Here is a 13,762-nt window from a genome sequence, read left to right as displayed (position 1 = left end):
GAAGACATCATGTTTACAGGCATCGTACAAGGCATGGGCAAAATTACAGACATCGCTCAACCTTCGCCCGACTTTCGTACCCACACTGTCGAGCTGCCCCCCGAAATCGCCGACAATCTGCAAACCGGCGCCTCTGTCGCCAACAACGGCTGCTGCCTGACCATTACCCGAATCGACGGCAACAAAGTCAGCTTTGATTTGATGGACGAAACCTTACGCAAAACCAATCTCGGCAGCTTGAAAGTCGGCGACCGTGTCAATTTGGAACGTGCGGCACGGTTTGGCGATGAAATCGGCGGTCATGTGATGAGCGGCCATGTGATGGCGATTACCCGAATTTCCCGTATCGAATCCAGCGAGTTCAACCGTACCGTTTGGTTTGAGCTGCCGGAAAACCTCAAGCCCTATATCCTGACCAAAGGCTTTGTCGGTTTGGACGGTTGCAGCCTGACCATAGGCGAAGTCGGCGACAGCGAATTTTGCGTACACCTGATTCCGGAGACTTTGGAGCGCACCCTGTTTGGCAGCCGTAAAGAAGGCGACCTCATCAATATTGAAATCGATCCGCAAACCCAAGCCGTTGTCGATACCGTGATGCGTGTGTTGGCGCAAAAGGCCGTCTGAAAGAAGAAAGTAAAAATGAAATTATCCGAATTTTTAAAAAAAGCCTATTCCGTTTTAAACCGTTTGGATTTAATCCTACCTGACGAGCCGGGAAAAACCGATTGGCAGGCACTTGCCTACCGTTGGCACAGCGTGGGCAAAAAAGGCATTTTAGAAAGCCTGCCGCGTCCTCATACGTTTCCTTTGAGCCGATTGGCAGCAGTCGGTTCGCAAACCGACAGGCTGAAACGCAATACCGAGCAATTTTTGGCAGGCCGTCCGGCCAATAATGTCTTGATGACCGGCGCACGAGGTACGGGTAAATCTTCCTTGGTTAAAGCGTTGTTGCACGAATACGCCGAACGCGGCCTGCGACTGATTGAAGTGGACAAAAGCGATTTGGTCAGCTTGCCGGCTTCGTTGACACTGTTGTCCGAACGTCCCGAGAAATTTATCGTCTTCTGCGATGATTTGTCGTTTGAAACCGGCGATGAAACCTATAAAGCCTTGAAAACCGCTTTGGATGGCGGACTGTCGCAACGTTGCGCTAATGTTTTGGTTTATGCCACTTCCAACCGCCGCCACCTGATTCCCGAATATATGGATGAAAACATTGGTACTACAGGGATTCGCGGTGAAATCCATCAGAAGGAAGCCGTCGAGGAGAAAATTTCCCTTTCCGACCGCTTCGGCTTATGGCTGAGTTTTTATCCTTTCGACCAAAACGATTATTTGACCGCCGTAGCCAACTGGTTGGACGATTTCAATGTGCCTTTTGACGATACCGCGCGCCAAGCCGCGTTGCAATGGGCGCAAATGCGCGGCAGCCGTTCAGGCCGCTCGGCGTGGCAGTTTGCCTGCGACTGGGCAGGACGCTTGCCGGAAGAAAGAGTGCTAGATTAAGGCTGAAAAAAGCAAAGGCCGTCTGAATATGGTTTCAGACGGCCTTTTGTATTTTTATTTATCCATTAGCGCAAACATGAAGACAACCATTGTTGGCGTTGGCGCGGATTGAGCAGATGATAGAGGCGGTATTGGATTTCCATTTCATCCACCGCATAGTCCATGCTGGAGAGGTAGCGGCTTTCAACATAGTCGCGGGCGGCGTTTGAATCGAATGAGTCGCCGGAGAGAATTTTGATGATGGTTTGACGGCGGTTGCGGTCGGAGCGTACGGTTTTGCGGTAGGCTTTATCGTTGATTTGTTTGAAGTCGGTACGCAAGCGGCGCAGGGCGGCGTGTTGGTCGGCGGATAAATTGAGCTGTCGGATGTCGCAATTCGGATGGAAGTCGTCCAAAGTGGCCAGAAACGGACCGGCATGTGCAGGCAGACTGGAACAGAGTAGGGCGAGTGCTAAGAAAGTAAAAGTCGGATAGCGGGAAAGTGCGACAGACACGGTGTTTTCCTAATGTTTCATCAGGTTTGGAAATATAACCGATTAGCGTGTGAAAGGCAGTATCAAAGCAGTTAACTTTTGTTAATGATGTTAGATTTTTCTGCACGTGTATGTATTCAAATAATTTATTTTCAAAGCCTTACAATTTAATTTTAAGTTTCATTAATGTATGTGAAATGTAAATTCATAAAAATGACAGTAGAGACGTTGTCGGCAGCATACAACATAGGGGCAAAAATGCGATAATGACAAAGGAACACACTTTAGGAGAACAAACATGACCGACTACCGTATCGCCCCCAGTATTTTGTCTGCCGATTTTGCCCGTTTGGGCGAAGAGGTAGCCGAAGTTATCCGCGCGGGTGCGGATTTGATTCATTTTGATGTAATGGACAATCATTACGTGCCGAATCTGACTTTCGGCCCTATGGTTTGCGCGGCTTTGAAACCGTATGCAACCGTGCCGGTCGATGTGCATTTGATGGTTGAGCCGGTGGACGATTTAATTCATGCGTTTGCAAAAGCCGGTGCCAATATCATTACCTTTCATCCGGAAGCCAGCCGCCATGTCGATCGCAGCTTGGGTTTGATTAAAGAATACGGCTGTCAGGCCGGTTTGGTATTGAATCCTGCTACGCCAGTCAATATTCTGGAAAACGTTTTGGACAAACTGGATATGGTATTGCTGATGTCGGTCAACCCGGGCTTTGGCGGGCAAAGCTTTATTCCGAATACGCTGGTGAAAATCCGCAAAGTGCGCGAGATGTTGGACGAGTATGAACGGCAAAGCAGCCGCCATATCGCATTGGAAGTCGATGGCGGCGTGAAGACAGACAATATTGCTGAAATTGCGGCGGCAGGTGCGGATACGTTTGTCGCCGGTTCGGCGATTTTTGGCAAACCGGATTACAAAGCCGTTATCGATGAAATGCGTCAACAGTTGGCGCAAGTCGGATAACAAAGCAGGGATACTCTTGGTTTTTTAAACTTTGGAATAACAATATTGAATATTAAAGGCCGTCTGAAATAATTTTCAGACGGCCTTTTGTTTTAGCCTAAACCCTTACAGCGGCCATTTCAATGCAGGATTGCTTTCAATGACTGCTTTGAATTGGTTTTGAATACGCTCAATCGCTTCTTGTGTATCCGCTTCAAAACGCAATACCAAAATCGGTGTGGTATTGGAAGCACGCATCAGGCCGAAGCCGTCAGGTAATTCAACGCGCAAGCCGTCGATGGTGATGATTTCGGTCGCACCTTCAAACTTGGCATTGGCAGCCAGCTCTTCAATCACTTTGTGGCCGTTGCTGCCTTCGGGCAGGTCGATGTTGAGTTCCGGAGTGGAAATGCTTTGTGGCAGCTTGTTCAATACTTCGGACGGATTGTCGAAGGCAGACAGGATTTCTAAGAGGCGTGCGCCGGCATACATACCGTCGTCGAAGCCGAACCAGCGTTCTTTAAAGAAGATGTGTCCGCTCATTTCGCCGGCAACCAGTGCGCCGGTCTTTTTCATGGTGGATTTGATGAAGCTGTGGCCGGTTTTCTCCATGACAGGATCACCGCCGTGTTCTTTAATCCAAGGCGCGAGTAGGCGGGTGGATTTGACGTCGAAAATCACTTTGGCTTTAGGATTGCGGCTCAACACGTCTTGCGCGAAAAGCATCAGTTGGCGGTCCGGATAGATGATGTTGCCGTCTTTGGTGACCACGCCCAAGCGGTCGGCATCGCCGTCAAATGCCAAGCCGATTTCGGCATCGCCGTTTTTGAGTTCGACAATGAGGTCTTGCAGGTTTTTCGGTTTGGAAGGGTCGGGGTGGTGATTAGGGAAGTTGCCGTCCACTTCGCAGAAAAGTTCGGTTACTTCGTTGCCCAAGCCTTTGTAGAGTTTGCCCGCGAATGCGCCGCCGACACCGTTGCCCGCGTCGATGGCGATTTTCATCGGGCGTTTGAGCTTGATGTGGCCGACGATGTTGTTGTGGTATTCGCCAGAGATGTCTTTTTCGGTTACGCTGCCTTGTTTGTCGGCGGCAACAAAACCGTCTTTTTCAACAATGGCTAAAAGTTCTTGAATGGCTTCTCCTGCGAGCGTGTCGCCACCGAGCATCATTTTGAAACCGTTGTAATCGGGCGGATTGTGGCTGCCGGTAATCATCACACCGCTGCCGCCACATTCGTTGATGGCCGCGAAGTAGAGCATAGGGGTGGCAACCATGCCGACGTTGAGGACGTCGATGCCGCTGTCTGTGAAACCGCGTTGAATCTGCGCCATCAGGCCGGGGCCGCTCAAGCGTCCGTCGCGGCCGAGTGCGATACGGGTAATGCCTTTTTCGGAGGCTTTGGTGGCAATGGCTTTGCCGATTAAATAGGCTGCTTCATCGGTCAGGGTTTTGTCGACGATGCCTCGGATGTCGTAGGCTTTGAAAATGTCGCGGGCGATATTTGCCATGTGGATTTCCTTTAAATTTAAGGGGAAATAATGAGGCTTATTCTAACACGGCTAAAAGGCCGTCTGAAAAAATCAGACGGCCTTTTGTCGTTACATCAAAGAACAGTGTTGTTTGGACGAATCAATTGTTGAAAGTGTTGCACTGGTTGATGTCGCCGCTTTCCAAACCGCGCTTGAGCCAAGTCATGCGCGCTTCAGACGAGCCATGGGTAAAGCTGTCGGGAACGACATAGCCCTGAGCTTGTTTCTGCAAGCGGTCGTCGCCGACGGATTCGGCGGCCAGCATGGCTTTTTGAATGTCTTCGGCTTTGAAGATATTGTTGTTGACGGCGTAGTGTCCCCAAATGCCGGTGAAACAGTCGGCCTGCAATTCGAGTTTGACGGAAAGGGCATTGGCCTCTTTTTTGCCGACTTGCTGTTGCATTTTGTGGACTTTAGGCAGAATGCCGAGCAGGTTTTGAACGTGATGGCCGACTTCATGGGCAATAACGTATGCAAACGCGGCATCGCTGGCGGATTCGAGCTTGGTGCGCATGTCTTCGTAGAAACTCAAATCCAAATAAACTTTTTGGTCGCCCGGGCAGTAAAATGGACCCATGGTAGATTGGCCTGTACCGCAGGCGGTGGATGTACCGCCTTCATACAACACCATGGTTGTCGGTGTGTAGCGTTGGCCGTGTTGTTGGAAATATTTGCTCCATGCTTTTTCCGTCTCGGCAAGGACGACACGGGACATTTCGTTCAATTCGGCTTCTTGTTGGCTGTCGAGTCGGGTAGCTTGCTGGGTAGGAATGCCCATCGAAGATGAGCCGCCAACCAAACCGCTCAAATCCACGCCGTAATATGCGCCGACCAAAACCACGATAATGCCGAGTATGCTTGGCGTTTTGCCGCCACCGCCGCCGCCACGGCTTCCGCGGCGATCTTCGACGTTTTGGCTTTGTTCACGGCCTTTCCAATCCATAATGCGCATCCTGTGTAGTTTTCATGCGGCGGATTATACTATGGAATGTCAAATGTGTTTGATCGAATTGCGAATATTGCTTGAGGTCGTCTGAAAATGCGACATCGGGAAAGTGAAAACGGCAGTATCTTTCAGACGGCCTTGGGGTTTGTTAGAATGAGCCAACCTACTATTGGGAGATATAAGATGAAAGTCAGCAGTAAAGCTATTGTCAACGGCGAATTTGAAGACAAATACGGCAAGCGCGGCAGCCAGTTCAGCCCGAATGGTATGCCTTCTTATTCGATTCCTTTTGAGATTGAAGATGCGCCGGAGGGAACAAAATCGTTTGCCGTGGTGTTGGAAGACAAAGATGCCATTTCAGCATCGGGTTTCGTATGGACGCATTGGTTGATTTCGGATTTGAAACGTACTTCCGTGGCAGAAAATGAAAGCATTTCTGCAACGGATTTCACGCAAGGCGCGAACACTTGGGCGAGCGCGTTGGGTAAATTTGAAATCGAAGAGGCTTCGTTTTATGGCGGTATGGCGCCACCGAACAACCGCCATCGTTACGAGCTGATTGTGTACGCGCTGGACACTGTTTTGGATTTGCCGCGCGGTTTCCGCTTTAATGAGCTGCATTTTGCCATGCAGGGCCATGTGTTGGATTCGGCATGTGTGGTCGGTACTTATGATGTGTGAAGGTATGCGTCATTAACGATTGAAAAACAGCCTGTCCGTTTTGAATTCGGACAGGCTGTTTTTATGGGAAATCAAATCAATTAAACCACTTCGGCTTTGGTGATGATGACAGGCTCGGTCGGTACATCGTCGTGGTAGCCGTGGCGTTTGGTAGAAACGCCTTCGATGGCATCAACCACGTCAAAACCGTCAACGACTTTACCGAATACGGCGTAGCCCCAGTCTTGGACGACGGTTTTGCCGTACAGTTCTTTAGAACGGAAGTTCAGGAAGGCGTTGTCGGCGGTGTTGATGAAGAATTGTGCGCTGGCAGAGTGCGGATCGGAAGTACGCGCCATGGCGATGGTGTATTTTTCGTTAGGCAAACCGTTGGACGCTTCGTTTTGAATCGGATCGCGGGTTTCTTTTTCGTTCATGTTTTCATCCATGCCGCCGCCTTGAATCATGAAGCCTTTGATGACGCGGTGGAAGATTACGCCGTCGTAGAAGCCGTCTTTAACGTATTGCTCGAAGTTTTTAGCTGTAACGGGGGCTTTGTCGAAATCAAGTTCGATTTTGATGTCGCCTTTGTTGGTGTGCAGGATAATCATGGGTTTCCTTTCGTTAGAATCCGGTTTTAATCATTCGTTAAATTGTGTCTGAACGACAAACTTCAAGGCCGTCTGAAAAATATTCTTTCAGACGGCCTCGACTATGTTTACGGGTTTACGGCATCAGGACGAAATAAGCCCACAGCGCAACCAATACGATACAGAGGACGTTCAGCAATAAGCCGACGTTCATCATTTCGCGTTGTTTAATCAAGCCCGTACCGAACACAATCGCGTTAGGCGGCGTAGCAACCGGCAGCATGAACGCGCAAGACGCGCCGATGCCGATGACGAATACCAAGACTTGTTCGGGCAGCCCCATTTGTGTGGCGATGCTGGCAAAAATAGGCACGAGCAGCGCGGCGGAGGCGGTGTTACTGGTGAACTCGGTCAGGAAGATAATGAAGGCGGCAACCACGAAAATCACCAGCAATGCAGGAGAGTGGGAGAAGGTGGAAGCAACCTGTTGACCCAATGCTTCGGACGCGCCGGAAGATTGCAGCAACGCGCTCAAGCTGATACCGCCGCCGAAGAGCATCAATACACCCCAGTCGGTATTGCGCGCGACTTCTTTCCATTGCGCCACGCCGAATACGACGACGGCAACGGCGGCAATCAGGGCGATGACAGTGTCGGGGTTGGAAATACCGAATGCAGCTTTGATTTTGGAGCTGAATACCCAAGCAACGGCGGCAGCCAAGAAAATCAACAATGCGATCACACGGTGCAGCGTCCAAGGGATAGATTCCTCTTTAACTTCCACGCGTTCGTTCAAATTAGGTTTGAGGATGACGTACATGGAGAACAGCATTAACGGCAGAATCAACAGCATCATCGGCAGGCCGAGCTTCATCCAGCCGACAAAGTCCAAGTTCAGGGCTTTGGCAGCAATCATGTTCGGCGGAGAACCGACCACGGTACCCAAGCCGCCGATACTGGCGCAGTAGGCGATACCGAGCAGGACGAAAACGTAGGTTTTGCGTTCTTTTTCTTGGTCGAGGTGGCTCATCATACCCATTGCCAAAGGCAGCATCATGGCGGCGGTCGCGGTATTGCTGATCCACATGGACAGGAAGGCGGTAACGGCAAACAGCATCAACACGGCCACTTTCATATTGCCGCGCGACAGGCGCAACAGGCTGACGGCGATTTTACGGTCGAGGCGCTGCATGTGCAGGGCTGTGGCAAGCGCGAAGCCGCCGAAGAAGATGTAAATCGTCGGATCGGCAAAGCCCGCCATCGCCTTTTTGATGTCCATGTCGGGGAAGCCGAGTACGACGGCGAGAATCGGCACCATCAATGCGGTTACCGTGATGTGGACGGCTTCGGTAAACCAAAGCGCGGCAACGAAAATCAACAGCGCAATGCCTTTGTTGGCGTCAGGGCTGTAGGGAAGGACGCTGTAAATGCCGAAACAGACGACGGCGGAGATGATGGTGGTCAGCAGGCCTTTAAAGTCGGTAATCGGCTTTTGTGCACTGAGCAGCTCGACGTTTTCCGGGTGCTGGGTTTTGTCCTTTGCGTGCAGATCCATAGAATGTTCCTCTGAAGTTTGCTGGTTTTTCTTTTACGCTTGTGCCAGCCGTTTTCAGACGGCCTGACAGCGACAGTATATTTGTAATTTAATGTAGTGTAAATAAATTGTAAATTATTTTTTAAAATAAAATAAAAAACGGACAAGCAGCAGGAGGGCTGTTTGTCCGTTCGATTAGGAAAGTGATTGGATTTTAAACGTTTTGTGTCGGGTTGGCTTGTGCTTTAACCAGTAGGCTGCACACGGCCAAAGCGGCTGCAGCCAAGAGTGCGCCTGCAATGCCGATATTGGAAAGGCCGAACCAAGTGGTCACGTAATGCCCCAAAAGCGCACCACCGCCGATACCGACATTGTACAAACCTGAATAAATCGAGTTGGCCACATCTGTCGCATCGGAAGCAAACGTCAATACTTTGGAGACCATGCCCAAGCTGACGATGACGATGGCTACGCCCCAAATAAACACCAGCGCATATACCGCATACGGGAAAGAGGCAAGCGGCAGAAGCAGCAGGGCGGAGAGCAGGATGACCGCCACTGCGCCGAGCATAAACAAACGTTGCGCTTTGGCAAACCATTTGCCGAACAGATAAGACGCGGCAAATCCTGCCAAACCGTACAGGCTCAAGACTATTGTTACTTGTTCGGCTTTAAAGTGGCCGATTTGCAAAACGAAAGGCTCGATATAGCTGTATGCCGTGAAATGTGCCGTAATAATCAATACCGTCATGGCATAGAGCAACATCAGGTTGCGGCGTTTGAACAAACTCGGCAGGCTGCTTAAAGAACCGGTATTCTGGCTGGGTAAAGCAGGTAGGTTTTTGGACAACACCAGCATTACGCCGGCAGCGCAGACCCCGATCAGTAGGAAGCTGAGCTGCCAGCTGAAATATTGTCCGACCACGCGTCCCAACGGTATACCCAACACCATCGCCAAAACCGTACCCGTACTGAGCAAGCCCAAAGCCTGATTGGTTTTGCCGGTGGGCGCAAGCCGTACCGCCAAAGAAGCCGTAATCGACCAAAAGACCGCGTGTGTCAGCGCAATCCCGATACGGCTGACCAAGAGGATGTTGAAGTTCCAAGAAAAGAACGACAGCGCGTGAAACAGCGCAAACAGTGCAAACAGCATCAGCAATAATTTGCGCCGTTCGATGTTTTTCGTCATCAGCATCAGCGGCAGCGATAGGAGCGCAACAATCCACGCATACACCGTAATCATCATGCCCACTTCCGTTGCCGCTTTGCCAAAGCTCTGACCGATGTCGCTCAAAAGCGCAATCGGAATGTATTCGGTGGTATTGAAAATAAACGCACCCACCGCCAGCGCGCATACGCTAACCCATTGTTTGAATGTTGAAGTCATTATTATGTCCGTTTGATGAAGCAAAGGTCGTTATTGTACGCCTATCTGCATTTTTCAGACGGCCTTAATGAAGAATTTGCAAGCTGTTTGCGTAAGGAGTAAAGTATTTGACAACCATATTTGTTTGAATGAAAGGAAATATAAATGCAAACTGTTACCCTCAACATCGACGGCATGACCTGCGGCGGCTGCGTGAAAAGCGTAACCCGTCTTTTGGAAGGCGTAGAAGGCGTGGAAAAAGCAGAAGTCAGCTTGGAAAACAAAAATGCAGTGATTACTTTCGATGAAAGCAAGACAGATGCCGACGCGCTGATTGATGCCGTAGAAGACGGTGGCTACGACGTGGCTTTGTAACCGACAAGCGTATTTTGAATAAAGGCCGTCTGAACCGTTTCAGACGGCCTTTGTCTCTTGATAACTTACTTTTTGCCATTATGTCGTTTTCGTTTGATAATACATAAATACAAAAAACACGCGCCAAACAATCAATAGGAGGCTTTGCCATGCAACAAAAAGTCCGTTTCCAAATCGAAGGCATGACCTGTCAGGCCTGCGCTTCGCGTATTGAAAAAGTGTTGAACAAAAAAGATTTTGTCGAATCGGCGGGGGTGAACTTCGCCAGCGAGGAGGCGCAGGTTACGTTTGACGACAGCAAAACCTCTGCAGCCGACATAGCCAAAATCATTGAGAAAACCGGTTATGGTGCAAAAGAAAAAACGGAAGACGCGCTGCCGCAGCCCGAAGAAACCGCGCATGTAAGCTGGCGGCTGTGGCTTTTGCTGGCCATTAATATTCCGTTCCTTATCGGCATGGCAGGGATGATGATTGGTCGGCACGATTGGATGATTCCGCCGTTGTGGCAGTTTGCGCTGGCAAGCGTGGTGCAGCTTTGGCTGGCAATCCCGTTTTACAAAAGCGCGTGGGCGAGCATCAAGGGCGGGCTGGCGAATATGGACGTGCTCGTTACCATCGGCACGGTGTCGATTTACCTGTATTCCGTCTATATGTTGTTTTTCAGCCCGCACGCGGCGCACGGCATGGCACACGTGTATTTTGAAGTAGGCGTGATGGTGATTGGTTTTGTGTCGCTGGGCAAATTTTTGGAACACCGCACCAAAAAATCCAGCCTCAACAGCTTGGGCCTGCTGCTGAAACTCACGCCGACCCAAGTCAACGTGCAGCGCGAAGGCGAATGGCGGCAGCTACCCATCGACCAAGTGCAAATCGGCGACCTTATCCGCGCCAACCACGGCGAACGCATTGCCGCCGACGGCATCATCGAGAGCGGCAGCGGTTGGGCGGATGAGAGCCATCTTACCGGCGAATCCAACCCCGAAGAGAAAAAAGCGGGCGGCAAAGTGTTGGCGGGTGCGTTGATGACCGAAGGCAGCGTGGTGTACCGCGCCACACAACTCGGCAGCCAAACATTGCTCGGCGACATGATGAATGCGCTCTCTGAAGCACAAGGTAGTAAAGCACCGATTGCGCGTGTGGCGGATAAAGCGGCGGCGGTATTCGTGCCTGCCGTCGTGGGCATCGCGCTTCTGACTTTTATCGCCACTTGGCTGGTGAAAGGCGATTGGACGGTTGCGCTGATGCACGCCGTTGCCGTTTTGGTGATTGCCTGCCCGTGCGCGCTCGGTCTGGCAACCCCTGCCGCGATTATGGTCGGCATGGGCAAAGCAGTGAAACACGGCATTTGGTTTAAAGACGCGGCGGCAATGGAAGAAGCCGCCCACGTTGATGCCGTCGTGCTGGACAAAACCGGCACGCTGACAGAAGGCAAACCGCAGGTTGCTGCCGTTTATTGCGTTCCCGACAGTGGCTTTGACGAAGACGCTTTGTACCGCATCGCCGCCGCCGTTGAACAAAACGCCGCTCATCCGCTTGCCCGCGCTATCGTTTCTGCTGCCCAAGCGCGCGGCTTGGATATTCCCGCCGCACAAAACGCGCAAACCGTTGTCGGTGCAGGCATTACCGCCGAAGTGGAAGGCGTGGGTTTGGTGAAAGCAGGCAAAGCCGAATTTGCCGAACTGACCTTGCCGAAGTTTTCAGACGGCGTTTGGGACATTGCAAGCATTGTTGCAGTCTCGGTCGATAACAAACCTATCGGCGCATTCGCACTTGCCGACGCATTGAAAGCCGATACCGCCGAAGCCATAGGCCGTCTGAAAAAACACGGCATCAACGTTTACATCATGAGCGGCGACAACCAAGGCACGGTCGAATACGTCGCCAAACAACTGGGCATCGCACACGCCTTCGGTAATATGAGTCCGCGCGATAAAGCTGCCGAAGTGCAGAAACTCAAAGCCGCCGGCAAAACCGTGGCAATGGTCGGCGACGGCATCAACGACGCGCCCGCACTCGCCGCCGCCAACGTCAGCTTCGCGATGAAAGGCGGTGCGGACGTTGCCGAACACACCGCGTCCGCCACGCTGATGCAGCATTCGGTCAACCAACTCGCCGATGCCTTGCTGGTATCGCAGGCGACTTTGAAAAACATCAAGCAAAACCTGTTTTTCGCCTTCTTCTACAATATCTTGGGCATCCCGCTTGCCGCGCTCGGCTTTCTAAACCCTGTCATTGCAGGCGCGGCAATGGCGGCAAGCTCGGTTTCGGTATTGAGCAATGCGTTGAGGTTGAAGCGGGTGAAGATTGAGTGAAACGTGGCAAAGGCCCTCTGAAAACCATACGCCCAGTTTCATTTTTCAGGTAGCCTCAAATTAGGAATCAAACGATGAAAAGCTATACGCTCGATATTCCCCACTTTGAATACCCTGAATCATTTGAAAAAATCGTCGAACTGAATTTAGTCGATTTCGATATTTGGCATCTGCTCGATAGCGATTGGGCCGCCAAGCTATACCAAGGCATGCAAACGCGTTATCCCAATAGAAAACTGATTCCCTTCGCCAAACGCAGCGATTGCGATGACACTGCTTGCTTCGAAATCGGCAAAGGCGGCATAGTCCAGCTTATCCACGACTTTGCTGACCCCGGCTGGGAGCAGCGTCAAGAATTCCCCGATTGCTGGGCATGGCTCGCCCAAGCGGTAAACGATATGATCGAACACAATCGGGAAGACGATATCCTGTAAACATCAGGCATGTTGGTTTTGGCCAAGGAAATGCAACGTTGAGCTTCAAGCTGAGGCGGTCTGAAGATTGTTTTTCAGACGGCCTTTAATCCATATTTTCTGATTTCGAGACTTAAGCGGGAGTATGTCGTATGGACATGATGTTGTTTACCAATATTGTATTGATTGTTTTATGTATTTTTACCATGTTGCTGGTGTGGTCGCGTAACTGGAAACGCAAGCAGGCGTATTTTGAGAAAATCAAAAGCAATCCGGAAAACCTCAAATGGGTTGGGCAGAATCTGACTGGTCAGGAATGGAAGGATTTGAAAGCCGTGAGCGACCGTTTTGGGCTGCCCATGTTGCAGGCCAAGCAATTAATTGATTTTTATAAAAACAGTCAGCTCTAATTGATGATTTAACGATAGAACTTGACTGAAGTTAAGGCCGTCTGAAATAGCACTCTTATAATAATATAAGTGATATTTCAGACGGCCTTGCTGTTGATTCAAATAAAGGGAGGAGAACAAAAATGACCGTTTACTTAATCGGCGATTCCGTTCGGCTTGCTTCGGAGCCTTACACGCGCGCCGCTTTGCCTGAGGTGGATATTGTTTCTCCATCGGAAAACTGCCGTTCGTCGCATGATGTGTTAGAGCATATCAGGCAATGGACAGAGGGCGCGACTGTGGGAGACATTATCCACATCAATTGCGGTTTGCACGACATCCGCCATAATCAAGGCTGTAATGAGCCGGTGGCCGATATAAAAACCTATCGCAGCAACCTGATTCAAATTTTCGATTATCTGAAACAGACAGGGGCAAAAATTATTTGGGCGAGCAGTACGCCGTTTTTGGAAAGCGTACACAATATCGTCAAACCCTCGCGCCGCTATCTGGCCGACTTGAAGGCCTATAACCGTGTGGCGGAGGATTTGGCAAGGCAATATGGTTTTACCGTCAATGATTTATACAGTCTGATGTTTGAGCAGGATTTGACCGATGTGATGCTGTGCGATGGACTTCATTTCAATGAGTTCGGCAGCAAGATGATAGGCGAGGCAGTAGCCGAAGCGATATTGAAACAGTTGTGCTAA

Annotated in this window: 15 protein-coding genes; 9 read left to right on the top strand and 6 right to left on the bottom strand. The window is 50.6% G+C overall.

Annotated elements, in window-relative coordinates; genetic code table 11:
* Nucleotides 1-9 precede the first annotated feature (9 nt).
* Both ACTHUG_RS04055 and ACTHUG_RS04050 read left to right on the top strand, forming a co-directional pair.
* Nucleotides 10-624 carry a riboflavin synthase subunit alpha gene (locus ACTHUG_RS04055; protein ID WP_440386279.1) on the top strand — a complete coding sequence of 205 codons (615 nt, stop codon included), beginning with the start codon at nucleotides 10-12 and terminating at the stop codon, nucleotides 622-624.
* Between the two features lie 15 nt (nucleotides 625-639).
* The gene (locus tag ACTHUG_RS04050) at nucleotides 640-1,506 is read left to right on the top strand and encodes an ATP-binding protein (RefSeq protein WP_440386280.1); all 867 of its coding nucleotides are present in this window, start codon (nucleotides 640-642) and stop codon (nucleotides 1,504-1,506) included.
* Nucleotides 1,507-1,571: 65 nt separating this feature from the next.
* Here the strand turns inward: ACTHUG_RS04050 and ACTHUG_RS04045 are convergent, their stop codons facing one another.
* On the bottom strand, nucleotides 1,572-2,000 hold the full coding sequence (locus tag ACTHUG_RS04045; RefSeq protein WP_036490577.1) for a Spy/CpxP family protein refolding chaperone: 429 nt from the start codon (nucleotides 1,998-2,000) through the stop codon (nucleotides 1,572-1,574).
* Nucleotides 2,001-2,277: 277 nt separating this feature from the next.
* Here ACTHUG_RS04045 and rpe point away from each other — a divergent pair, with 277 nt between their 5' ends.
* Nucleotides 2,278-2,958, top strand: a complete 681-nt coding sequence (gene rpe / locus ACTHUG_RS04040; RefSeq protein ID WP_070608225.1) for a ribulose-phosphate 3-epimerase — start codon at nucleotides 2,278-2,280, stop codon at nucleotides 2,956-2,958.
* A 105-nt stretch (nucleotides 2,959-3,063) separates the two neighbouring features.
* Here rpe and ACTHUG_RS04035 read toward each other — a convergent pair whose 3' ends face one another.
* On the bottom strand, nucleotides 3,064-4,446 hold the full coding sequence (locus tag ACTHUG_RS04035; RefSeq protein ID WP_440386281.1) for a phosphomannomutase/phosphoglucomutase: 1,383 nt from the start codon (nucleotides 4,444-4,446) through the stop codon (nucleotides 3,064-3,066).
* Between the two features lie 121 nt (nucleotides 4,447-4,567).
* On the bottom strand, nucleotides 4,568-5,410 hold the full coding sequence (ypfJ, locus tag ACTHUG_RS04030) for a KPN_02809 family neutral zinc metallopeptidase (protein ID WP_440386282.1): 843 nt from the start codon (nucleotides 5,408-5,410) through the stop codon (nucleotides 4,568-4,570).
* A 186-nt stretch (nucleotides 5,411-5,596) separates the two neighbouring features.
* Between ypfJ and ACTHUG_RS04025 the strand changes: the two genes are divergently transcribed.
* Nucleotides 5,597-6,094: a YbhB/YbcL family Raf kinase inhibitor-like protein gene (locus ACTHUG_RS04025; protein WP_440386283.1), complete on the top strand. Its 498-nt coding sequence runs from the start codon at nucleotides 5,597-5,599 to the stop codon at nucleotides 6,092-6,094.
* 80 nt (nucleotides 6,095-6,174) lie between these two features.
* Here ACTHUG_RS04025 and ACTHUG_RS04020 read toward each other — a convergent pair whose 3' ends face one another.
* The 3 genes from ACTHUG_RS04020 to ACTHUG_RS04010 all read right to left on the bottom strand — a co-directional run bounded on the left by ACTHUG_RS04020 (nucleotide 6,175) and on the right by ACTHUG_RS04010 (nucleotide 9,584).
* A complete protein-coding gene (locus tag ACTHUG_RS04020; protein WP_003747093.1) occupies nucleotides 6,175-6,684 on the bottom strand; it encodes a peptidylprolyl isomerase in 510 nt (169 codons plus the stop codon).
* Between the two features lie 115 nt (nucleotides 6,685-6,799).
* Nucleotides 6,800-8,218 carry an SLC13 family permease gene (locus ACTHUG_RS04015; protein ID WP_003747091.1) on the bottom strand — a complete coding sequence of 473 codons (1,419 nt, stop codon included), beginning with the start codon at nucleotides 8,216-8,218 and terminating at the stop codon, nucleotides 6,800-6,802.
* Between the two features lie 193 nt (nucleotides 8,219-8,411).
* On the bottom strand, nucleotides 8,412-9,584 hold the full coding sequence (locus ACTHUG_RS04010; RefSeq protein WP_440386284.1) for a sugar transporter: 1,173 nt from the start codon (nucleotides 9,582-9,584) through the stop codon (nucleotides 8,412-8,414).
* A 144-nt stretch (nucleotides 9,585-9,728) separates the two neighbouring features.
* Between ACTHUG_RS04010 and ACTHUG_RS04005 the strand changes: the two genes are divergently transcribed.
* The 5 genes from ACTHUG_RS04005 to ACTHUG_RS03985 all read left to right on the top strand — a co-directional run bounded on the left by ACTHUG_RS04005 (nucleotide 9,729) and on the right by ACTHUG_RS03985 (nucleotide 13,762).
* Complete coding sequence (locus ACTHUG_RS04005) at nucleotides 9,729-9,938, top strand: heavy-metal-associated domain-containing protein (RefSeq protein WP_049344680.1); 210 nt, start codon at nucleotides 9,729-9,731, stop codon at nucleotides 9,936-9,938.
* 149 nt (nucleotides 9,939-10,087) lie between these two features.
* On the top strand, nucleotides 10,088-12,250 hold the full coding sequence (locus ACTHUG_RS04000; protein WP_440386285.1) for a heavy metal translocating P-type ATPase: 2,163 nt from the start codon (nucleotides 10,088-10,090) through the stop codon (nucleotides 12,248-12,250).
* 74 nt (nucleotides 12,251-12,324) lie between these two features.
* Nucleotides 12,325-12,684, top strand: a complete 360-nt coding sequence (locus tag ACTHUG_RS03995; RefSeq protein ID WP_440386286.1) for a hypothetical protein — start codon at nucleotides 12,325-12,327, stop codon at nucleotides 12,682-12,684.
* Nucleotides 12,685-12,815: 131 nt separating this feature from the next.
* Nucleotides 12,816-13,073: a hypothetical protein gene (locus tag ACTHUG_RS03990; protein WP_049333330.1), complete on the top strand. Its 258-nt coding sequence runs from the start codon at nucleotides 12,816-12,818 to the stop codon at nucleotides 13,071-13,073.
* A gap of 122 nt (nucleotides 13,074-13,195) precedes the next feature.
* A complete protein-coding gene (locus tag ACTHUG_RS03985) occupies nucleotides 13,196-13,762 on the top strand; it encodes an SGNH/GDSL hydrolase family protein (RefSeq protein ID WP_070460885.1) in 567 nt (188 codons plus the stop codon).

This window comes from Neisseria sp. P0022.S009, from assembly GCF_051956675.1.
Lineage (GTDB): Bacteria > Pseudomonadota > Gammaproteobacteria > Burkholderiales > Neisseriaceae > Neisseria.
This window is presented reverse-complemented; position numbering and strand designations above follow the sequence as displayed.